At 62.9% G+C, this 21,008-nt stretch carries 19 protein-coding genes; 9 read left to right on the top strand and 10 right to left on the bottom strand.

What is annotated here, in order from left to right; genetic code table 11:
* Nucleotide 1 precedes the first annotated feature (1 nt).
* The 3 genes from JQ603_RS30560 to JQ603_RS30550 form a co-directional block, all read right to left on the bottom strand.
* Nucleotides 2–952, bottom strand: a complete 951-nt coding sequence (locus JQ603_RS30560) for a sulfonate ABC transporter substrate-binding protein (RefSeq protein WP_212345266.1) — start codon at nucleotides 950–952, stop codon at nucleotides 2–4.
* Nucleotides 953–1,335: 383 nt separating this feature from the next.
* On the bottom strand, nucleotides 1,336–2,499 hold the full coding sequence (locus tag JQ603_RS30555; protein WP_212345263.1) for a cytochrome P450: 1,164 nt from the start codon (nucleotides 2,497–2,499) through the stop codon (nucleotides 1,336–1,338).
* 402 nt (nucleotides 2,500–2,901) lie between these two features.
* Nucleotides 2,902–4,077 (bottom strand): OpgC family protein, encoded by a 1,176-nt coding sequence (locus tag JQ603_RS30550; RefSeq protein ID WP_212345260.1) that lies wholly within the window; start codon nucleotides 4,075–4,077, stop codon nucleotides 2,902–2,904.
* 783 nt (nucleotides 4,078–4,860) lie between these two features.
* Between JQ603_RS30550 and JQ603_RS30545 the strand changes: the two genes are divergently transcribed.
* On the top strand, nucleotides 4,861–5,853 hold the full coding sequence (locus JQ603_RS30545) for a helix-turn-helix transcriptional regulator (protein ID WP_212345257.1): 993 nt from the start codon (nucleotides 4,861–4,863) through the stop codon (nucleotides 5,851–5,853).
* Nucleotides 5,854–6,530: 677 nt separating this feature from the next.
* Here JQ603_RS30545 and JQ603_RS30540 read toward each other — a convergent pair.
* Nucleotides 6,531–6,710 carry a hypothetical protein gene (locus JQ603_RS30540; protein ID WP_212345254.1) on the bottom strand — a complete coding sequence of 60 codons (180 nt, stop codon included), beginning with the start codon at nucleotides 6,708–6,710 and terminating at the stop codon, nucleotides 6,531–6,533.
* A gap of 352 nt (nucleotides 6,711–7,062) precedes the next feature.
* Here JQ603_RS30540 and JQ603_RS30535 point away from each other — a divergent pair, with 352 nt between their 5' ends.
* Complete coding sequence (locus JQ603_RS30535; RefSeq protein WP_212345251.1) at nucleotides 7,063–8,175, top strand: helix-turn-helix transcriptional regulator; 1,113 nt, start codon at nucleotides 7,063–7,065, stop codon at nucleotides 8,173–8,175.
* Between the two features lie 129 nt (nucleotides 8,176–8,304).
* Nucleotides 8,305–8,508, top strand: a complete 204-nt coding sequence (locus JQ603_RS30530) for a hypothetical protein (RefSeq protein ID WP_245003960.1) — start codon at nucleotides 8,305–8,307, stop codon at nucleotides 8,506–8,508.
* A 15-nt stretch (nucleotides 8,509–8,523) separates the two neighbouring features.
* Here the strand turns inward: JQ603_RS30530 and JQ603_RS30525 are convergent, their stop codons facing one another.
* The 5 genes from JQ603_RS30525 to JQ603_RS30505 form a co-directional block, all read right to left on the bottom strand.
* Complete coding sequence (locus JQ603_RS30525; protein WP_212345248.1) at nucleotides 8,524–9,303, bottom strand: helix-turn-helix transcriptional regulator; 780 nt, start codon at nucleotides 9,301–9,303, stop codon at nucleotides 8,524–8,526.
* A 90-nt stretch (nucleotides 9,304–9,393) separates the two neighbouring features.
* Nucleotides 9,394–9,819 carry a YybH family protein gene (locus JQ603_RS30520; RefSeq protein WP_245003959.1) on the bottom strand — a complete coding sequence of 142 codons (426 nt, stop codon included), beginning with the start codon at nucleotides 9,817–9,819 and terminating at the stop codon, nucleotides 9,394–9,396.
* Nucleotides 9,820–10,037: 218 nt separating this feature from the next.
* The gene (locus tag JQ603_RS30515; RefSeq protein ID WP_212345242.1) at nucleotides 10,038–10,757 is read right to left on the bottom strand and encodes a hypothetical protein; all 720 of its coding nucleotides are present in this window, start codon (nucleotides 10,755–10,757) and stop codon (nucleotides 10,038–10,040) included.
* A gap of 456 nt (nucleotides 10,758–11,213) precedes the next feature.
* A complete protein-coding gene (locus tag JQ603_RS30510; RefSeq protein WP_212345239.1) occupies nucleotides 11,214–11,708 on the bottom strand; it encodes a septal ring lytic transglycosylase RlpA family protein in 495 nt (164 codons plus the stop codon).
* A gap of 214 nt (nucleotides 11,709–11,922) precedes the next feature.
* A complete protein-coding gene (locus JQ603_RS30505) occupies nucleotides 11,923–13,128 on the bottom strand; it encodes an LLM class flavin-dependent oxidoreductase (protein WP_212345236.1) in 1,206 nt (401 codons plus the stop codon).
* 269 nt (nucleotides 13,129–13,397) lie between these two features.
* Here JQ603_RS30505 and napE point away from each other — a divergent pair, with 269 nt between their 5' ends.
* From napE to JQ603_RS30475, 6 genes are all read left to right on the top strand, one after another.
* Nucleotides 13,398–13,583 carry a periplasmic nitrate reductase, NapE protein gene (gene napE / locus JQ603_RS30500; RefSeq protein WP_018641487.1) on the top strand — a complete coding sequence of 62 codons (186 nt, stop codon included), beginning with the start codon at nucleotides 13,398–13,400 and terminating at the stop codon, nucleotides 13,581–13,583.
* Between the two features lie 27 nt (nucleotides 13,584–13,610).
* Nucleotides 13,611–13,940, top strand: coding sequence for a chaperone NapD (locus JQ603_RS30495; protein ID WP_212345233.1), 330 nt, complete (start codon nucleotides 13,611–13,613; stop codon nucleotides 13,938–13,940).
* A gap of 16 nt (nucleotides 13,941–13,956) precedes the next feature.
* A complete protein-coding gene (gene napA / locus JQ603_RS30490; RefSeq protein WP_212345231.1) occupies nucleotides 13,957–16,470 on the top strand; it encodes a nitrate reductase catalytic subunit NapA in 2,514 nt (837 codons plus the stop codon).
* Nucleotides 16,467–16,937: a nitrate reductase cytochrome c-type subunit gene (locus tag JQ603_RS30485; RefSeq protein ID WP_212345229.1), complete on the top strand. Its 471-nt coding sequence runs from the start codon at nucleotides 16,467–16,469 to the stop codon at nucleotides 16,935–16,937. The genes napA and JQ603_RS30485 overlap by 4 nt, the downstream gene beginning before the upstream one ends.
* Complete coding sequence (locus tag JQ603_RS30480) at nucleotides 16,934–17,587, top strand: NapC/NirT family cytochrome c (RefSeq protein ID WP_212345227.1); 654 nt, start codon at nucleotides 16,934–16,936, stop codon at nucleotides 17,585–17,587. Before JQ603_RS30485 ends, JQ603_RS30480 begins: the two co-directional genes overlap by 4 nt.
* A gap of 255 nt (nucleotides 17,588–17,842) precedes the next feature.
* Nucleotides 17,843–18,958, top strand: a complete 1,116-nt coding sequence (locus tag JQ603_RS30475; RefSeq protein ID WP_212345225.1) for an ATP-dependent DNA helicase — start codon at nucleotides 17,843–17,845, stop codon at nucleotides 18,956–18,958.
* 142 nt (nucleotides 18,959–19,100) lie between these two features.
* On the opposite strand, the gene JQ603_RS30470 is transcribed toward JQ603_RS30475, so the two are convergent.
* Entirely contained in the window at nucleotides 19,101–20,786 is a 1,686-nt protein-coding gene (locus JQ603_RS30470; protein WP_212345223.1) for a caspase family protein, read from the bottom strand.
* Nucleotides 20,787–21,008: the final 222 nt, after the last annotated feature.

The raw sequence follows: 21,008 nt of genomic DNA, 5'->3' as shown, positions 1-21,008 counted from the left end.
ATCAGGCTGCCGGGTTGCGCCAGACGATGTCGCGGATGACGATCGGTTTGGGGATCAGGCCGAGCTTGTGGAAGCGGTCGGCGACGCCCTGCTGGGTCGCGACGATGTCGTCGGTGACGGGACCGACCACGAAATTCGCGCGGTTGGCAGCAACTGTCTGGATGTCCAGCGGGACGCCGGTGATTGCGGCGAGCGATTTGGCGACCTCGTCGCGGTGCTGCTCGGCCCATTTGCCGGCCGCGGTGGTCACATCGACGATCTGTTGCAGGATGGCGCCATGGTTCCTCGCGAACTCGCGATTGGCGATGTAGAAGGAATTGGTCTTGGTGACCTCGCGCGCATTGATCAGGATGCGGCCGTTCTGCTTGGTCTCGCCGATCGCGAAATACGGATCCCAGATCGCCCAGGCCTCGATGCTGCCATTGGCGAAGGCAGGGCCGGCGTCCGGCGGCGTCAGATACACCGGCGTGATGTCGGCATAGGTGAGGCCGGCCTTCTCCAGCGTCTGCACGACGACGTTGTGGGCGCTGGATCCCTTGGTGAAGCCGATGCGCTTACCCTTCAAGTCGGCGATGGTGCGGATCGGCGAATCCTTCGGCACCAGGATGCCCTGGCCGTTGGTGATGGGCTGGCCGGCGGCGTAGACGATCGCCGCGCCCGCGGCCTGGGCAAACACCGGCGGGGAATCGCCGACCGCGCCGAAATCAACGCTGCCGACGTTCATCGCCTCCATCATCGGAGGTCCAGAGGAGAACTCGATCCATTTCACTTCAATGCCCTGCGGCGTGAAATGTTTTTCCAGGGCAGCCTGCTGGCGCGTGATAACCAGCACGCCGGTCTTCTGGTAGCCGATACGAATTTCCTTCACCGCGCCTTGCGCGATGGCGGGCGAGGCCAAGGCAGCGGCGGCCGCCGTTCCGATCGACAGTTTCAGGAAGTCCCGACGTTGCATTCCACACTCCCGGCCGCATGCGGCCGTCATTCATCTGCGTTCGGGAATGATGGTGCGCCTGGGCGGAGGTGTCGAGACGTGCGGAAAAATAGCGATGCGAGCACTGCGCGTGTGGCGAGGTGCATGAATAATCTTTCAAACGGCCGCGACGATGCAGACGGAATTTTTCCGCACGCGAATGTGAGGGCCGCTCGGATTCCTCACGCTGCACTGACGACCTGAACAAAAAAGTCGCAAAACAACCCCATGCACAGTAGCCGGGGCGTGCGAAAACAACGACTTACGCATTATCCGAAATTAATTTGACCCGTCGGGCAAAACAGGAGCATGATGGCATGATCGGCGAATGGGAGCCGTCGGGGCGCGCGCAGGCACCGGCCGGCCTAATGCCATCTCACCGGCAGATTCTGCAGCCCGCGAAACGCCCAGCCGCCGATCCGCACCGGCTCGTCGTCGGCAATCTCGATCCGCCCCGCGCGGGCGAACAATGTCGGCAGCGCGACGTCGGCGATCATCGCGCGCGAGGCGAAGGCGCCGGCGCAGAAATGCGGGCCGGCGCCGAAGGCGACGCTCCTGGTGGTATCGCGCCGCACGTCGAACTGATCGGCGCGCTCAAAGTGCGTCTCGTCGCGATTGGCGGAGCCGAACATCAGGAACACGCGCTCATCCAGCTCGAACGACACGTCGCGGATGGTCCAGGGCTTTGCGATGCGCCGCGGCGACATTCCGATCGGCGAGATCCAGCGGGCATATTCCTCGAAGGCCTGGAGCCAGGACACTTCACCGCGCAGGACCAGATCGAGCTGGCCGGGATGGGTGAGCAGCGCCCACACCGTGCCGGCGATCGCCTTGCGCGGTTCGTTCTGGCCACCCGAGATCGCGAGCTTTACATTCGCACGCACGCTTTCCATCGGCATGCCCGAGGCAAGGAGCACGCCCAAAATGCTCTGGTCGGGATGCTTGTGCATGACCGGCAGGATGTCGTCGATCGCGGCATCGATGCCCGATGTCGCCGCATGGCAGCGCGCCTCGACCGCGGGATCACCGGCATAGTTGGCGATGCCCTCGATCATGCCCTGCGACCACGCGTCCATATCCTGGAAGCCGATATTGGTGAGGCCGGTGATCGACTTCAGGCACTCGCCGGAGAACGGCAGCGCGAAGTCGCGCATGAAATCGATGCGCCCCGGCTCGATGGAAGCGATGATGCGGTCGGCATGGGACTGGAACAGCGCGGTCCAGTGCGCCTTCACCGTCTTCGGTGAGATCGTCGGGAACATCGCGCGACGCTCGACCTGATGCGCCTCGCCGTCCTTGCGCATCATGTTGTGGCCCATCAGCCGGTTCATCAGGCCGGCGGGCTGATGCGAGGAGAACACGTCGATCTGCTTCTCGGAGATCGAGATGTCGTCGCGGCTCGTCAGCAGCGTCGAGCCGAGCTGCGGCACGAACGCGATCGGCGCCTCCTTGCGCATCTTCGCGAGCATCGGATAGGGGTCGGCCCAGAACGCGGCCGGGTCGATGTCGATGCGCGGCGCGGTGCTCAAGGCGGCGGCCTCCTTGGGATTTTGGCTATCGTTCGGGCCAGACTAGCGCACTGGAGCGCCGCCGTCTGTCCCTAGCGATGGGGACAGACCGCACTGGGGCATGTCTTCATAAAGCCGGCTGCACGCAGGGCGCGATTGCGAGGTCCGCATTGACCACGACAGCGGGCATCGACAAACGCATGAGCGAAAGTCCGCTAAGGGCCAACATGTGACATTCGCAGTGAAAGAGGCGCCAACTGAAAGAGGCCGCCTTACTTCTCTCGGGATCGCTCCAATATCTCAAGGACCTTGCCGGATCGCTCCAAGACGAAAGTGCTCTTTGGCAGCGTCATGTAACTGTCCGCCAGCATCTGAAGCTGGTAGCGAAAATGCGAGTCAGAAGCCTCTTCGGCCGCTACCAGTTTAGCGAACCGGTGGAACTTTCCCGATCGACTGCGTCCCCGCTGACTTCCGCTCGCGCTGGATGCCGATCGCGTTCAGTAACCGCGCGACGCCGATCATCATCAGCACTCCGGCAACACTAACCACGATCTGCATCGCAAGCCCCTCCGAGAGATCGAGCAGCGTAAGCTGGCTGGCGAGCGCGAGAAGGACGCCGAGACAATAGATCGGCAGCGAATTCTCGCCACAGCACTTTGCGCAGCTCAGCACCGGCGTCGATAGCCCCTCCCAATTCCGCGGAATGAATCGTAGCGCCACCATTGCAAGAGCCACAAAATGCAGCAGCCGTATCGGACTGAGATTCGATTTATCCAGTGGAAATGGCAGGTCCCTCGAGATTTGCGAGAGCAGCGGCTCGATGCTCCAACTCTGTGCAAGGATCAGGCCGAAAACTAGATAGAGAATGGCCAGAACAAGCGTCAAGCGCGACATCGCCCACGGCCGGAATTTCTCTCCCTCGATGACGCACCATGCGCCCAACACGATCAGAAACTGCCAAGCCAGCGGATTGAAGAACCAGACGCCGTTGGGCCAGGCGGGAACTCTCCAACCAAAGACCTGCACGACCGCGTAGAGCAACAAGGACACCCCAAGCGTGACGTTCGGCGCTCGCAGCAGCAGCCACAGCAGCGGCGCAAACAGCACGTGAAAAATCACAAAAACCGGCAGGATGTCAGTGTTGACAGGCCGGTATTGCAGGATTGCGGCGTGCGCAAGCGTCGCGCCCGGACGTTCGAGCAGAACTCGCGTATTGCTCCCGTCGGCGAGATCATCGCTACCCGCAAGGTAGACCAGGATGGCGCAAGCGAGTGTAAGCAGCAGAAACGCCGCGTAGATGTCCCATCCCCGGCACAGCGAACGGCCGATCATGCCGCTCCAGCCCTCGCGCTCACGCGCCCTGCCGTAGGCCAGTGCGCAGGTCACGCCCGAGAGGAACATGAAGATCTCGGCGGCATCGCAGAGGCCGTAGTTGCGCGGTGTCAGCCAGCTCCCGATGTTATTGGGAACATGATCGAGAAAGATCCACCATAACGCGATCCCGCGGCAGACATCGATACGCAGATCGCGGCCGTCAGCTCTGAACAGCGGCGGAGTTTCGCCGAACAATCGCGTCGAGGTTTGAGTTCGATCATCCATCTGTTGGCCCGCGCTCGCGCCTCATAGGGTCGACAACGCGCTCCAGCTACCCGATGGATGATGGAGACTCCTTCGTCGCCCAGCTACTCCTTCGAGCGCCAGGGTCGGGAGGATCATCGTCCTCCCAAGGCGCTTCCAGGATTTTGTCGCCAACGCCCCGTATCAAAAGCTGCTTTCGCATTTCGGTGAGGCGGGCCCGGCAGTACTCGCGATAAAGCATGTCGAGTATGGTGGACATGTTCGAACCTCTTCCTGATCACCACGGTCGACGTCCCATGCGACAGATTTCGACCATTTCATCCGGCAGCTAAAAAGGAGCGGTGCCGGGAAGTAATTTGGGTCCGACGAACCTTAAAGGTGATGCGGCGATCAAGGCACGACAGGAAACCGGATCAGAGGACAGTGTTGTTCTGCGGAACTTCTGCCCGCGGGCCGATGAGCCCGATCAGTCAAAGTTGGATCTGGTCTTGCAGACTGCAGGGATGTTCAAACTGGATCCGACGGCAGCAATTTGAAATAGAGCCCTTACAATCATCTCCTTTTTAAGGAGATATTTGCACGCGGCATTTGCAATCAAAAATTGCCGTAATTTTCTGGTCGCCACGTGAGCCAGTTCACATCAGCATCAATCACAGGTGAATGAGACTAGCAGACAAATGAAGTAGCTTCTTGGAATCCTGCGTACCTGAGGAGACGGTCGGTGCGCGAATTGCAAAATACGGATACCGGCAGCTGACCTGCCACAGCATTTGCCCCAGTGGCTTATCAAGGCTGGAGGTCCCCATGTCTACGGACGCAGCCAATTTCGTATCGCATCGATTCTCGACGCGCGAGCATCCGGAGCGGATGCGACTTCCACTATGGCGCGAGAGGTTTGTGCGGGGAATAGTTCACGTCGATATCGAACCTCTAACGAACGTTCCGTTTCAAGCCGACGCAACATTGCAAGCGCTCCGGGGTCTACGCACTCTCGCACTGAAAGGCTCTCCCATGCGCTTCAAGCGCTTGCGGGCGAGCGTTGCTGACGGCGACGACTCGATCGGCCTCATCGTCTGCTTACCCGGCAAAAGTCGTTTGTCGCAGCGCGGCCGGGACATCGAGCTTTGCGCCGGCGATGCAACCTCGATTCTGCATTCGGAGCCCGCTACCGTCACCTATATCGACGGAATACTATTTGGTCTGGCGGTACCCCGCGAGGCGCTTGCGCAGCGCGTGACAGACATCGAGAGCCTCGCCATGCGGCCGATTCCTCAGCGAAATGAACCACTCCGCCTCCTCATGGCCTATCTGAAGTCAGCATTTAAGGAGGGGGCTCTGGCCGCCCCCAAGCTGCGTGATGCGGTCGTAGCCCACACCTGTGATCTTGTTGCGCTCGCGGTTAGCGAGTGCGCTCCCTTGGGCGAGAGCGATGCGAGTGCGGTCGTGGTCGCGCGCCACAGCGCCGTACTCGACTATATCGGGGCACACTTTCAGAAGCCTGGGCTTAGCGTCGAGGAGGTCGCTCATCGCCAAGGCATTTCACCTCGCTATCTGCAGCGCCTGATGGCGTTATCAGGATCATCGTTCACCGGGCACGTGAATGAGCTACGTCTCCAACTTGCGTTCAAACTGTTAACCGAGGCGCGCGTCAGCGCGCAGCTAATTTCCGATATCGCGCTGGAGGTAGGCTTCTCGGATGTTTCGCATTTCAATCGCCTGTTCCGAGCTCGCTTCGGCGATTCGCCGCGTGGGGTTCGTTACGCCGGCAGAGATCCCGGCCGAGCCACGTGCCCCTGATCGGCGCGTGCGCGAGATCCTGCTAGCGAATGTCCGCATTGGGTCCAAAAGGCGACGATCCTGGCGGGCGAACTGCGTGTCCGCTTTGCTCTCGGAAGCAGGTATCGCGGACCTGGAGCAGCCCTTAGTTCAGGCGGCTAGGCCCCGTAAGCAGCGGCAGCACAATCGCAAACAGCTCGTTCTGCGAGGAGATGCCGGAGCCGCTCATGGGCGCGCTTTCGCACATTGGCAGCCAGATCACGGGCAACGCCCGAGGCACTCGTTTCAACTCAGATGGCAGCTCCGGCCAGCAAGAAAGCGCCGCCAAGCGCGACCATCACAAGTCCAGGCCAGTTCGATTTGACGCCGAAGCCGCTCCCGGGCTTTTCAGGCTCCAGCGTGTCACGCCCGGAGCGAAGCCACTTCCCACCGCTGAATCGGCCTCGCCAAATGGGCTGAAACGCCATTTGGAATACGCCGCCGAAAACAAGGAGCACTCCAAGCCATATGAGAGTCATGCGCACCTCCTCTACCCGCGAACGCCGATAGGTTGCTGCGTGGTCCATTCAGCGTCTGCCGGCTGCTCTCGGATTCAGACCGACCTTGAAAGCCGCCGGGCGGACCAGCGCGCTGCACGCAGGCTGGGGATCGCACTGAAGCTCAGTTACCGAAGCTCAGTCTATGTCTAAGCGTCCTGCTTAGTCCTCGTCCGGCTCGCGCACGACCGCCGGTTCGTCGGTTTGGTTCTCTTCTTCGTCTTGCTCGTCCTCCTCATCCTCTTCGTCGTCATCAGGATCTCGGGGCGGCATCGTGTTGGTCATGATCGCGAAGACATGCCGGTCAATCCTAGCGCGAACCAGCTCAGGAAGTAGGGTCATGATGTTGCTCCTCGGATGTGACCCCTGCGACACTCTACCCCTGTTCGGCGGAGCAGACACGAAATTGGCTGCCGCCGCGGGCGAGGTCCGGCTGGAACCCCGGCGATCACCGGTGCCCCCGGGTCCTGAGATCGCGCGCCGCCCAGATAACCCAAGACCCCTCAAATAGTTGAAATGTGAACATGATTTCTGCTAGGCGTCCATGGGGGCCCGCCCGGGAAATAGTAGCAATTGAGTTCCGCTGAAGTGGGTTGGTATCAAGGGCCTTGGACGAGCGAAGCACGAAGGCTGATACGAAAATTCACGCCGCGCGTCTGAAAGATCGGTCGAATCTGATGGGTCCATCGTGGCAATGACGGGCATCGATTTCGAGCAGATTGTGGATCGCATCCATGAGGCTGCGACTGTCCCGGAACTCTGGCCGGACGTCCTGGAAGACATCGCTCATGCCGCAGGTGCGCATGGCATGGTCATGATTACCACGGACTCCGATCAGTGGGCGGGCGTCTGGAATGGTGTCGTGACGTCGCCGTCGATCCGCGAGGCATTCTCGGAGTTCCTGCGTAGCGACCTCTCCAGCCGGACGGAGACGACCCCGAGACTCCTGGCGCTTGATCATCCCGGCTTCGTCGGCGAGCATGAGGCGTTTTCGCCGGAAGAATGGGAGCGCGATCCCTATCGGGTGGAATGGAACAAGAAGTGGGGCTTCGAGCACGCTTGCGCGACGGCCGTCCGCAGCCCTTCCGGTGAGATCATAGTGTTCCATATGGAAAGATTGGCCGGCCGCCCCGCCTTTTCGCGCCAGGATCTCGATTTTCTCGACCGGTTTCGGCCCCATCTCGCGCGCGCGGCCCTGCTGTCGACGCGCTGGCGTCTCACCCGGATGCGGGCGGCGACCGAGGCCCTGTCGCTGGTGGGTTTGCCGGCCCTCGCGATTGCGCGCTCCGGACGGGTTCTGGCAGCGAATGCCCTGATCGAAGCCATGACGGACGTTCTGAACTGGTTGCCGAAGGACCGGATCGCCATCAGGGACCGCGCGGCCGACACAATGCTGCGCGCCGGCCTGGCTCAACTGGATTCGCCGGACAAAGCCGTCTGCTCCTTCGCCGCGCGTCGCACAAGCGATCTTGACCGGGTGGTCCTTCATCTCGTTCCGATGCCGGGTGAAGCACGCGATCTATTCGACGGGGCGGTTGGCCTCCTTATTGCAACACCAGTCACGGCCTCCCAGGCACCGAGCCTGGCGCTCATTCGCGGCCTGTTCGATCTCACGCCCAGCGAGGCGCGCGTTGCGCGCGGAATCGCGCAAGGACAGACGATCGGCGACATCGCGGCGCATCACGGGCTGAGTCGCGAGACAATCCGCACCCAGATCAAGGCCGTCCTTGCCAAGACGGGAACCCGCAACCAGAAGAGCGCAGCTGCGCTCTTCGGTGCCATCCCCAAATTGCCGCTTAAGGATTAAAGCCAGATTTATCCGGCCAGATCAGATTTGCCCGATATGGGCAAGCTACCTTCACCCAAATGGGTGAAGACACGAGTCGGCCCTCCGGGTTCAACTCCGCCTCAGTTGGATGTCTGACGAGCGGCGGGGATGGCGACACCGGAGTTTCCGATTTTCGAAGTGACCCTGGCACCGCGCAGGCGGAGGAAATGGAACTGGAGCGTCTGCACCGTCCAGGGCGCGGTCGTGATGCAGGGCCGGGAATCCAGTCGACCTGCCGCAAAGTACCAGGCCGAAAGAGCGCTTTTCATGCTGCTGCTGACCGCGCCCTATCGGTCGCGACTTTCCGCATAGCGCGGCGCCCAGGCGTTAATTCAGACCACGCGTCAGCAGGCGCAGCACGATCGCGAACAGCTCGCCCTGCGATGAGATGCCGAGCCGCTCATAGGCGCGCTTGCGGTAGGTCAGCGTCGAATGCAGGCTGATGCCGAGCTCTCGCGAGATCGCCTCGGAGCTGAAGCCTGCGAGGATGCGGCGGCAGACCTCCTGCTCGCGCGGCGTGAGAGCGGCGAGCGGCGGACGGGTCGCGAACAAGGCAGCGAGAGACTGATCGGGCGCTGCCTTCTCCTGAAAATGGCGGGCGACGCTTGCCGCGATCGCCGGCGCGATGGCCTCTAGCCGCGCGCGCTGCGCGGCGTCGAAACGGCCCTGCGCGGCGATGCGATAGAAGTTGACGTAAAAGCAGGTGTCGCCGGTCCAGATCGCGGCCGCGCATTTGTCGACGATGCCGGAATCCTGGAAGAAGATTTTGCGGTAGCGTGCGCCGTACATGCGCGGCGCGAACGCCGGCAGCATGATCGGCGCATCGCCCTCGCCTTCGAACAGCGCGTCGCGGTTGGGATCGGATTCGTGGAACTGGCCGGCATAGGCCGCACCGAGATCGCCGCCGATCGGGATGTTGCCGGCATCGAGCAGGCAGCGCGCGGCGCCGGCGCGGCTCAGCGCGAAGACCATGCAATGGCCGACCTCCGCCTGCCGGCGCAGCGTGTCGATCAGAACGTTTGGGAAGTCGGAGCGGCCGATGGCGAGCACCGCGGCCGTGACATCACCCGCCGCCGACGGATGTGTGGGCACCGCCTGAGACCGCATTTTCCCTCCGCAACCGTTGTTTTGCGACAGGATAGCAGCAACGGGATTTTGACGGAAGTCGGAGCGGCCTCAACTACGCCTGCGAGCGGCCTACTTGCCATCGTTCCATATGTCGGTGGTGAGCTTCCAGTCATTTCCGACCTTTTCCCAAACAACGACGTACTTCCCGGTCACTTCCTGCGGTGTCGGCGCTTTGGTCTTCAGGGCAAACGTGCCGATCTCGCGTGCCGCCAAAGGGCCAAGCGCCTTCACGTCAACAACCGTGAGCTTGGGATCGCCGACCTGCTCCGCCATGCTTTTCCACATTGCCTCGATGGCTGCTCGGCCCCGCACCATCGGAGAGCCAGGCGGCAGCGCGGTCGCATCGTCGCTATAGAGCGAGGCAATGCCAGAGAAATCGCCTTTGTTGAACAATTCAACAAATTTGGCATTGATCGCTTCAATCTCGGACTTCTGAGCCAATGCCGGAGCCGCCAGCGAGCTCACGAACACAATCACCAGTGCGATGTTGCGCATGATCATCTCCAACTCAATCTACGACTCGAATGCAGCGCGACCGTTGCTCCAGAGGGGATGCGTTGAATGCCGCATCCCAGACCGCGTTTGGCGCAACGGCAACTCCGGGGGATTACCGTAAGCAATATTGACGAGATGCAGGATGCGGCGAACGAGATGACCGGCGAGCAATGCTGCGGGACTCGCAAGCGTGAGTGAACCCCGGGGCTTCCATTCGCTCAATGGCGCAACAGCACGGCATCGCGCAGCGCGCGGCTCGAGCTTAGGACTGAGCCAACTCCCAAGGCCATCAGCAGCAAGCCCACCCAGGTTGCCGTCCAGCCTCTCTCATCGGCCGCTTCCGCAACGCGGATGCTCACCGGGGCAAAGGCCGCGTCGCTTGCGGGCGCTGAAAGCTTCTGCACATCTGCTTGGGCCGGCACGGCGTTCTCGGGCGTGGGCTGGCCGGTTTGAAGAGGGGTCGCGGGCGCGGCCGGCATCGAGGGCGGCGTGCTCGTACCGACAACGAAAGCGGCATCAGCGACCTTGACCTCGCGTGGAGGCGGCGTCGGCTGGACGCCCTCTGCCGGTGCGGAGCGCTCCAGCTCCGCGCGCGCATCAACTACCGAGATCCGCCGCCTGGGCCGCGCAGTTTCGTTCTCGTCAGGATTGGCGCGGCGATGGGCCAGGCGACGATGAGCCGGCTTTTTCACCGTGGTCATACGATCGGCCAGGAACCAGCATTTGCGGCCCTGGTCTCGCCGATAGACCCAGCGCTGGTCCTCACCGGCCGAGTTACCGGGCCGCGGCAAGCATTCCGCCTGCGCCGGAGCGGTCGCCGCCGGCTCGCGCGCAGGGCTACTGAAAAGGTCGGCAAGAGGGTTGGACAACGCAGGTGTCGCTGCCAGAACCCCAACAAGAACTAAACTCGCCTGGCAAAGCCGCAAATGACCGGACATCGAAAACTCCCGGTGTTGCGCCCCCCACCGGCATGACCCTTCTCGGCGAGATAGGCCGCCATGCGGCCCAAATCTGGCGGAGCCATGGATTCATTGTGTGCGAGTCGCGAGGAACCATGGGCCGAATGCAAAGTCCGCCCAGTAGCGCCCCGGTGGCAGCGCGATGCATCTTTCTTGCTCGCTTCTCGTCGAAGATCGCGTGTGACCCAAAGCTAACGCCTGGTCGACCATCTGCGGCAGTTGGCAGGTGGGCGAGACCAGTACGGCAGAAGCTAGAGGCGACCGCGTCAGTCCGTGATGCGATCGTCAGAGCCATCCAAGCTCAGGACTCGAGACCGCCCGCGTCCAGCTTTTCATGTCTGCCACATCCGTTGCGGATCGGAAGTCACCCGCGGTGCGGGAGCCATCTAAGTGGCCCCGCTGATCGACGTACACGACCTCTTCCGCGCAGGATGCTCAGCCCACCGGCCCCAGCGTCCAATTGTCCCCTGCAAGCGGGATGACTTTCACGTCCTTGATGACTCCGCGCTCAAGGCTCGGATCGAAATGGCGCATCGTCCGCTCGTTGAGATCAATGATGCGGCCGGGCCTGAGTGGTCCCACGTCGTTGATCTTGACGATGACCTTCTTGCCCACGGCCTCGACGAGTGCAAATTTCGGCCTCGCACCAAATAGCACCCCACCGAATTTCCGACGCAAGGTCGTCTTGATCGCAGCCGCCCAATCGGAGGGATCATAGCGCTCGCCGGAGGCTGTCTTCGGACCGCCCTCCTCCTTGCCGGGCTTGAACGGATTGTACGTGGATGCAGCGCCAATGACCGCCTCCCCGGAGGCGGCATCGGCGACGGCGTTTGCGTGACCCCCACGCGTTTCACTTCGAGCAACAGTGACAGAAACGACAAGCGCAACCAGGGCGCCGCAGATTGCGGCGCTCGAGGGAAACAACATCATAACTCCTGTGATTTTTTAGATCGCCGGTTCCCGACACCGCAAACAGCACAAGCGAACGCAGAAGCGTTCATGAAGCTTGCACCGTGTTTTTGCGGGTTCGCGCCAACCCCTTGGCAATGGAACCGTTGTGCGAACCAAAGTGGTTCCCACGCAGTGTTTTACGTTGTCTCGACTAAGACAGAGAATGCGTCAGCAAAATGACTTGAGGAGCAGCCTACTCCGCCACCGCTTTCACTGGGGCGACATTGATCGCGAGCTTGCCGTAGCGATCCGTAAAAGCCACGGTGTCGATCTCTTCCAGCTTGATTTCGCCGCTCATCACGCCCTGTTTCCACGCGGCCTGCGCCGGATCGTTCTGGAACTCCGGCATCACTTCGCGGCCGAACAATTCCAGCGATTCGCAGATGTGCTCGTGGCTGTTCTTGCCCGCTTGATTCAGCAAGATGACCTGATCGATATGCGAAGACTGGAAGCGCTTCAGCTTCTTTCGGATCGTCTCGGGCGAGCCGATCAGGCCGCCGCGTAGCGCGGCCTCCTGTGCTTCCGGATTGTCGCGCTTCCACTTGTTGTACTCGTCCCACATGTTGACGGTGTAGGGCGCGGGACGCTGGCGATTCTGCGAGGCGCCGTAGAAGCGCAGCGCGAACTGGAAGAAGGTGGCGCCGTCGGCGCGCGCTCGCGCTTCTTCATCCGTCTTGGCGCACATGAAGAACGAGACCAGCGCCATGTTCGGATTGATCTCGTAGTCGGCCAATTTGTGCAGGCGCTTGGTCATGGCGTTGTAGTAAGCGTGCACCCAGGCGTGCGCAGCGTCGGCGCTGACGAACTGAAAGCCGAGCGCACCGAAGCCATGACGGCCGGCGCGCTCGATGGTCGGCAGCTGCGAGCAGGCCATCCACAGTGGCGGATGCGGCTTCTGTACCGGCTTCGGCACGACGTTGCGCAAGGGAATGTCGAAATACTTGCCGTGATGCTCGCTGCCTGCGTCCTTGAACATCGGGAAGATCGCGGCGACGGCCTCCTCGAACACCTCCTTCTTGGTCTCCATGTCGCGGCCGAACGGCGTAAGCTCCGTGATCGACGCGCTCTCGCCCATGCCGAACTCGCAGCGGCCGTTGCTGAGCAGATCGAGCACCGCGACACGCTCGGCCACGCGCGCCGGATGATTGGTGGTGAGCTGGAGGATGCCGTGGCCGAGGCGGATGTTCTTCGTGCGCTGGCTGGCGGCGGCGAGGAAGGATTCCGGCGAGGGCGAGTGGGAATATTCCTCGAGGAAGTGATGCTCGACGACCCAGGCGTGGTCGTAGCCGAGCCTGTCGGCGAGTTCCATCTGGGAGAGGGCATTCTGGTAGAGCCTGAGCTCGTCGCCGGCCACCCAGGGCCGTGGCAGCTGCAGCTCGTAGAAGATGCCGAACTTCATGACGCCTCTCCCGCTTCTTGTTGTTGAGGTCATCTTAAAGTGTGAGGCGGAGCTGTCTACGGAGCGGCAATTCCGCCGCGCGGGAGAATGATTCCGAGCCTGGCATCGCCACGCATACCCGCCTCGGGGGCCCGCCGCTGCGACATCCGCGCAAGTCGACAGGTTGATCCAGATCAAGGCCGCACCGGCCCAAATGCATCAAAAGTGCAGCAAGGCAACGGCCCGGATGCCGTCCCGATGATTCCCATACCATCCCTAAGAGACCGAATATGTCGGCCCCTGACGACACGACTTCGCGCGTGCGCCGTAAGCGCATGGAGATTTTCGCTTTCCTGTTCCTGACCGCGGTCGTGATGCCCGTCCTCGCGGTCGGAACGGTCGGCTCCTACGGGCTCGGCGTCTGGATCTACCAGATGTTTGCCGGCCCTCCCGGCCCGCCAACCTCCGCGCATTGATCCTTCGACAAGCGAAAGACAGGCATCATGGCCCAGACCACACTCAACCGAACCAAACTCAACCGCCGCGCCCTGATCACCGGTCGCGTGCTCAGCGCCGACCGCATCGTGTCGCCGCCGGGCTGCGAGATCGCCAGCATCATCGTGCAGGCACGGCCCGAGCGCCTCGCCGAGGTCGAAGCCGAGATCACGGCACTACCCGGCTGCGAGATCCATGCCCGCGACGCGCGCGGCAAGCTCGTCGTGGTCACCGAAGCGCCCGATGCCGGCAGCCTCGGCACCATGCTCAACACCATCCAGTCGCTGCAGCACGTCTATTCCGCAGCGCTGGTCTTCCACGCCATCGAAACGACTTAAGGGCCGGAGAGCCATCATGACATCGCCGAAGCTCGACCGCCGCCAGATGCTGAAGCTCGAGGCCGCCGCGATCGCCGCGGCCGCCGCCGGCCTCCCGGCGCCGGCGCTCGCCGCCAACCTCGCCGCCGAGCGCGAAGTCAGCGAAATGAAATGGGACAAGGCCGCCTGCCGCTTCTGCGGCACCGGCTGCTCGGTGATGGTCGCGACCAAGGACAACCGCGTCGTCGCCACGCATGGCGACATCAAGGCCGAGGTCAATCGCGGCCTCAACTGCGTCAAGGGCTACTTCCTCTCCAAGATCATGTACGGCCACGACCGCCTGACGCAGCCGATGCTGCGCAAGACGAACGGCAAATACGACAAGAACGGCGACTTCACGCCCGTGTCCTGGAACGAAGCCTTCGACATCATGGAGGTGAAGTGGAAGGAAACGCTGAAGAAGCGTGGGCCGAATGGTCTTGCCATGTTCGGCTCCGGCCAGTGGACGATCTGGGAAGGTTACGCCGCCTCGAAACTCTACAAGGCCGGCTTCCGCACCAACAACATCGACCCCAACGCGCGGCACTGCATGGCCTCGGCCGTCGCCGGCATGATGCGCACCTTCGGCATCGACGAGCCGGCCGGCTGCTATGACGACATCGAGGCCACCGACGCCTTCGTGCTGTGGGGCTCCAACATGGCGGAGATGCACCCGATCCTGTGGACGCGCATCGCCGACCGCCGGCTGTCCGCGCCGCATGTCCGCGTCGCCGTGCTTTCGACGTTCGAGCATCGCTCGTTCGACCTTGCCGACATCGGCATGGTGTTCGTGCCGCAGACCGACCTCTACATCCTCAACGCCATCGCCAACCACATCATCAAGACCGGCCGCGTCAACAAGGACTTTGTTGCCGCCCATACCGTGTTCAAGCGCGGCCAGACCGACATCGGCTATGGCCTGCGGCCGGAGCACCCGCTGCAGAAGAAGGCGACGGGCGCCGCGAAAGCCAACGACTCCACCGACATGAGCTACGACGAATTCGTCAAGTTCGTCTCGGAGTACACGCTGGAGAAGGCGGCCGAGATGTCCGGCGTGCCGCTCAATCGCCTGGAGGCGCTCGCCGAGCTCTATGCCGATCCCAAGACCAAGGTGATCTCGTTCTGGACCATGGGCTTCAACCAGCACACCCGCGGCGTCTGGTGCAACAACCTCGTCTACAACATCCATCTTCTGACCGGAAAAATCTCCTCGCCCGGCAACAGCCCGTTCTCGCTGACCGGCCAACCGTCGGCCTGCGGCACCGCGCGCGAGGTCGGCACCTTCTCGCATCGCCTGCCCGCCGACATGGTCGTGACCAACAAGGCGCATCGCGATCACGCCGAGCACATCTGGCAGCTGCCCGAGGGCACCATTCCCGACAAGAACGGCGCCCACGCCGTGCTGCAAAGCCGAATGCTGAAGGACGGCCTGATCAACGCCTATTGGGTGCAGGTCAACAACAACCTCCAGGCCGGCCCGAACGTCAACGAGGAGACCTATCCGGGCTTCCGCAACCCCGACAATTTCATCGTGGTCTCGGATGCCTATCCGACCGTGACGGCGCTCGCTGCCGATCTGATCCTGCCGACCGCGATGTGGGTCGAGAAGGAAGGCGCCTACGGCAATGCCGAGCGGCGCACGCAGTTCTGGCACCAGCTCGTCACCGCGCCGGGCGAAGCCAAATCCGATCTCTGGCAGCTCATGGAATTTTCAAAGCGCTTCAAGATCGAGGAGGTCTGGCCCGAGGAGCTGATCGCCAAGAAGCCGGACTATCGCGGCAAGACGCTGTTCGACGTGCTCTACAAGAACGGCCAGGTCGACAAATTCCCCGTGACGGAGATCGAACAAGGCTACGCCAACGAGGAAGCCAAGGCGTTCGGCTTCTACGTGCAGAAGGGCCTGTTCGAGGAATATGCCCAGTTCGGTCGCGGCCACGGCCACGACCTCGCGCCGTTCGACACCTATCACCGGGAGCGCGGCCTGCGCTGGCCGGTCGTCAACGGCCAGGAGACGAAGTGGCGCTTCCGCGAGGGCAGCGACCCCTACGTCAAGCAGGGCACCGACGTGCAGTTCTACGGCTATCCCGACGGCAAGGCGCGCATCTTCGCGCTGCCCTTCGAGCCGGCGGCGGAATCGCCCGACAACGACTATCCCTACTGGCTCTCGACCGGCCGCGTGCTGGAGCACTGGCATTCCGGCACCATGACGCGCCGCGTGCCCGAGCTCTACAAGGCGTTCCCCGAGGCCGTGTGCTTCATGCATCCGGACGACGCACAGGACATGAAGCTGCGGCGCGGCGACGAGGTGAAGGTGGTCTCGCGCCGCGGCTTCATCCGCGCCCGCGTCGAGACGCGCGGCCGCGACCGGCCGCCGCGCGGCCTGGTGTTCGTGCCGTGGTTCGACGAATCCAAGCTGATCAACAAGGTGACGCTGGACGCCACCGATCCGATCTCGCTGCAGACCGACTTCAAGAAATGCGCCGTGCGCATCGAGCGGGTGAACCTGTCATGATGAAACGATTTGGTATCGCCCTGCTCGCGGTCGCGATTGCCGCCGGCACGAGTTCGCTGACCGCGCAGACGGTGACCTCGGGCCTGCGCGGCGCGGCACCGCTCAATGACGAGGGCCCGGCGCCGCCGATGCTGCCCAACCGCAATACGTCCGAGAAGGAGGCGCGCAACTATCCGGAGCAGCCGCCGGTCATCCCGCACACGATCGACGGCTACCAGATCGATCTCAACGGCAACAAATGCCTGTCCTGCCACGCGCGGGCCCGCACCGCGGAATCGCAGGCGCCGATGGTGTCGATCACGCATTTCATGGACCGCGACGGCCAGTTCCTGGCCTCGATCTCGCCGCGCCGCTTCTTCTGCACCGAATGCCACGTGCCGCAGAACACGGCCAACCCGCCCGTCAGCAACGATTTTACCGACATCGACACGCTGCTGTCGCGCGCAAGCCCCGGTGGCCGGCGATGACGACGACTGCTGACGAACCAAAAGAGAAGCTGGAGTCCAAGCGCAGCTTTATCCTGCGCTGCTGGGATTTCCTGCTCGAGCTCTGGGGCGTGCTGATCCGGCCGAGCTCGGTGTTCGCGCTCGGCACGCTGGTGCTGGCGGGCTTCGTGGCCGGCGTGATCTTCTGGGGCGGCTTCAACACCGCGCTGGAGCTGACCAACACCGAGAAGTTCTGCACCGGCTGCCACGAGATGAAGGACAACGTCTTCGCCGAGCTGAAGTCGACCATCCACTTCACCAACCGCTCCGGCGTGCGCGCCACCTGCCCGGACTGCCACGTGCCGCATAACTGGACCGACAAGATCGCGCGCAAGATGCAGGCCTCAAAGGAGGTCTGGGGCAAGATCTTTGGCACGATCGACACACGGGAGAAATTCCTGGATCACCGGCTCGAGCTCGCCGCGCATGAATGGGCGCGCTTCAAGGCCAATGACTCCCTGGAATGCCGCAACTGCCACAGCGCCGATTCCATGGACATCACAAAACAGTCGCCGCGGGCCTCGGTCGCGCACCAGCGCTTCCTGTTCACCAAGGAAAAGACCTGCATCGACTGCCACAAGGGCATCGCCCACCAGCTGCCCGACATGCGCGGCGTTCCGGGCTGGCAGTAGGGTTTGGCGAGGCCTGAGCAAGCGCCTCGTCCTTCGAGACGGCTGCTTCGCAGCCTCCTCAGGATGAGGCTTGGCGGCATCTGTGCCTGCTGAAACTGCCGCCGCGCACTCCGCCCTCATCCTGAGGGCCCGCCAGAGGCGGGCGTCTCGAAGGAGGGCTGCAGAGGACGCCTCCCCCGCGCTTGAACCCTTGCTGCGAATGGTTAGTTTTGGGGGACGGCGAATCGCCTCGTTTCGCCCTTCCTCAAGACAGATATGGCCACTTTCACCCCGCATCAGGATGCCGCGCTAAAAGCCGTCGGCGACTGGCTCAAGGCAAAACCGGGACGGGGCGGCACGCCGCCCGTCTTCCGCCTGTTCGGCTTTGCCGGCACCGGCAAGACCACGCTGGCGCGGCATATCGCCGAGGGCGTGGACGGCGAGGTGAAATTCGCCGCCTTCACCGGCAAGGCGGCCCTCGTGATGCGCAACAAGGGCTGCGACGAGGCCTCCACCATCCACTCGCTGATCTACCGCGCCCGCGAATCCGGCGAGGAGCAGCCGAGCTTCGAATTGTGGGACGACGCGCCGGCGTCGAAGGCCAAGCTGATCGTGATCGACGAATGCTCCATGGTCGACGCTGAACTCGGCCGCGACCTGATGTCGTTCGACTGCCCGCTCCTGGTGCTGGGTGATCCCGCGCAGCTGCCGCCGATCCAGGGCGGCGGCTTCTTCACCAATTCAGAGCCCGACGCGATGCTGACCGAAGTGCACCGCCAGGCCCAGGACGACCCGATCGTGCGGATGTCGATGGACGTCCGTGAGGGCCGCGAGCTCGACATCGGCCGCTACGGCGAGAGCGAAGTTGTGTCGCGCAAGGAGCTCGATCCCGATCGCGTCATGGGCGCCGACCAGGTCCTGGTCGGACGCAACAACACCCGCCGCGCCTACAACATGCGGGTGCGCCAGCGCCAGAACATCGAGGATGTCTTTCCGGTCGCCGGTGACAAGCTGGTCTGCCTGCGCAACAACCGCAAGAAGGGACTGTTCAACGGCGGCCTGTGGCGCGTGAAGTCGCGCAACACCTCGCGCTCGAAATCGCGCATCCTCTCCATGCGGCTGTCGCCGGACGAGGATTTCGGGCACAAGGTGACGAAAGTCTCGGTGCGCGCCGACTGTTTCGAAGGCGGCATCGAGCAGATCGCCTGGGAGCAGCGCAAGCCCTACGACGAGTTCGATTACGGCTACGTGCTGACCGTGCACAAGTCGCAGGGCTCGCAATGGGACGACGTCGTGCTGTTCGACGAGAGCTTTGCGTTTGGGGATAGCCGGGCAAGGTGGCTGTACACGGGCATTACGCGCGCGGCGAAGCGGCTGAGTATCGTCGTGTGACGCTGCCGTAGGGTGGGCAAAGGCGCGCAGCGCCGTGCCCACGATCTCTCTCCATAAGCAGAATAAAACGCGTGGGCACGCTTCGCTTTGCCCACCCTACGGTACCGAGAATGAGGTACCGCCGTCGCGTCACACCGGCAGCCTATTTACCCGCCACGAAATAAAAATCCTCCCGCCCCGGCGGCGAGCCGTAGGTGAACGGCTGCTGCTCGTGCTTGGTCGCGGCCCAGACGTCGTCGCGGATGATGTCGAACAGCTTTCGGATCTCGACCTTCGGCTCCTTGATCTCGCGGGCGAGCGCGGTGGCGAACGGGCTGTTGGCGGCCCCGTCGCCGTCCATCGCGGTCTCGCCGTGCTTGGCAGCATAGACCACCATGAAGCCGGCGCCGGGTTCGATGTTGGAAAAGCCCTTGTCGACCAGCTTCAATGACAGCGTGCGCTGCATGGTCGGCGCGAACGGATTGTCGCGGCAGGCATCCAGCACCACCAGACGCATTTTTCGCGCAGCACCGACCGCGGCGATGACCTGCTCCAGCGCGACCGCCTGCGTCTCGGCGTCCTTGTCGGCGGCGAGCTTGGCATCGACTGGAACGAGATAGTTCACCCCGCCGATCTCAAAACCATGGCCGGCGTAATAGACCACGGCCCAGTCGGCCTTCTCCGCTTCTTCCGCGAAAGTCTTCAGCGCGTCGAAGAACTTGTCGCGGGTGAGATCGCTGACCGAGATCACGGTCTGGAAGCCGACATCCTTCAGCACGCTCGCAATCAATTTCGAGTCGCGCGGCGGATTGGGCAGAGCGTGGACGTTCTTGTAGGCGCCGTTGCCGATCACGAGCGCGACGCGGCGCCCGCCGGGCGCGCCCGCCGGCGCTTGCGGCGTCAGCGCGGCGAGCCGCTCCTGCGCGATGGCGCGGGCGCGCGCGACGTCGATCTCGTCGAACCTCGTCAGCGAGTAGGCCGCCGCACGATAGTCGGCGCGAGCCTGGGCGAGATCCTTCTTCCGCTCGTAGATCTGGCCGCGGCCGGAATGTGCCCGGACATTGTTCGGATTGATCTCGATCGCCGTGTTGTAGTCCTTCAGCGCGGCGTCGAGGTCGCCCTTCATCATGCTGACATCGGCGCGATTGTTGATCACGTACACGTTTCTCGGCTGCCGCTCGATCAGACCGTTGCAGTCGGCAAAGGCCTGCTCATACTTGCCCATCATGCCCCAGGTGATGCAGCGGTTGCTGGCGATCTGCGGTGCGGTGGGATCGATCTTGTCGGCCTCGGCAAAATCGGCGATCGCGCCGTTGAAATCCTTCATCAGCGTGCGCACGCGGGCACGATTGGTCCAGCCGAGCAGGAATTTCGGCGTATATTTGATCGACAGGTTGAAATCGTCGAGCGCGCTTTGCAGTGCGCCCCTGCGCAATTGGATGACGCCGCGATTGTTGTAGGGGACACCGTAGGTCGGCCGCTTCTGGAGCGCGAGGTTGTAGTCGGCCATCGCGAGGTCGTCCTGGCCCTTGCGCTCATAGGCGAGGCCGCGCAGGTTGAGCGCAATGGCGTAGTCAGGATCGAGATCGATGGCCATGGACAGGGCCTCGATGGCGTGGACGTAGTCGCGCTTGTTGATCAGGGTATTGCCGCGCACCGACAGTGCGATGGCCTTGTCCTTGCCGGTCACGCGATCGGCGTTGAGCAGATTGTCGCAGGCCGGTGCGCGGGCCTGCATGTCCGCCTGGCGGTCGCGGCAGAGGGCGAGATCGTCGCTGACTTGATCTGCCGTGGCGATCGCGACACTGGCGATCAGAGTGACGAAGGTCAGGGAAACGACGCGCAGCATGTTGTCAGGCCAGCTCCAGCCACCACTTTTCTAGGTCTATCTTCGATGGCGCGGGTTCATCTACCGCGGAGTTCCCAACCCTGCCAAGCCGGCTGTCTCAGCCCGCTTCTTTCACAGACTCGTGTCCGTATCGGCGTAACAATCGATCCCTGTCCCCGTATCTCCAGTGACTGAAATGCGGCCGGGCAGGCTGTTCGCCCGGTGCCAACCGACCTAGACTGT

It is taken from the genome of Bradyrhizobium liaoningense (assembly GCF_018130825.1).
In the GTDB taxonomy this organism is placed as follows: domain Bacteria; phylum Pseudomonadota; class Alphaproteobacteria; order Rhizobiales; family Xanthobacteraceae; genus Bradyrhizobium; species Bradyrhizobium liaoningense_B.
This window is presented reverse-complemented; position numbering and strand designations above follow the sequence as displayed.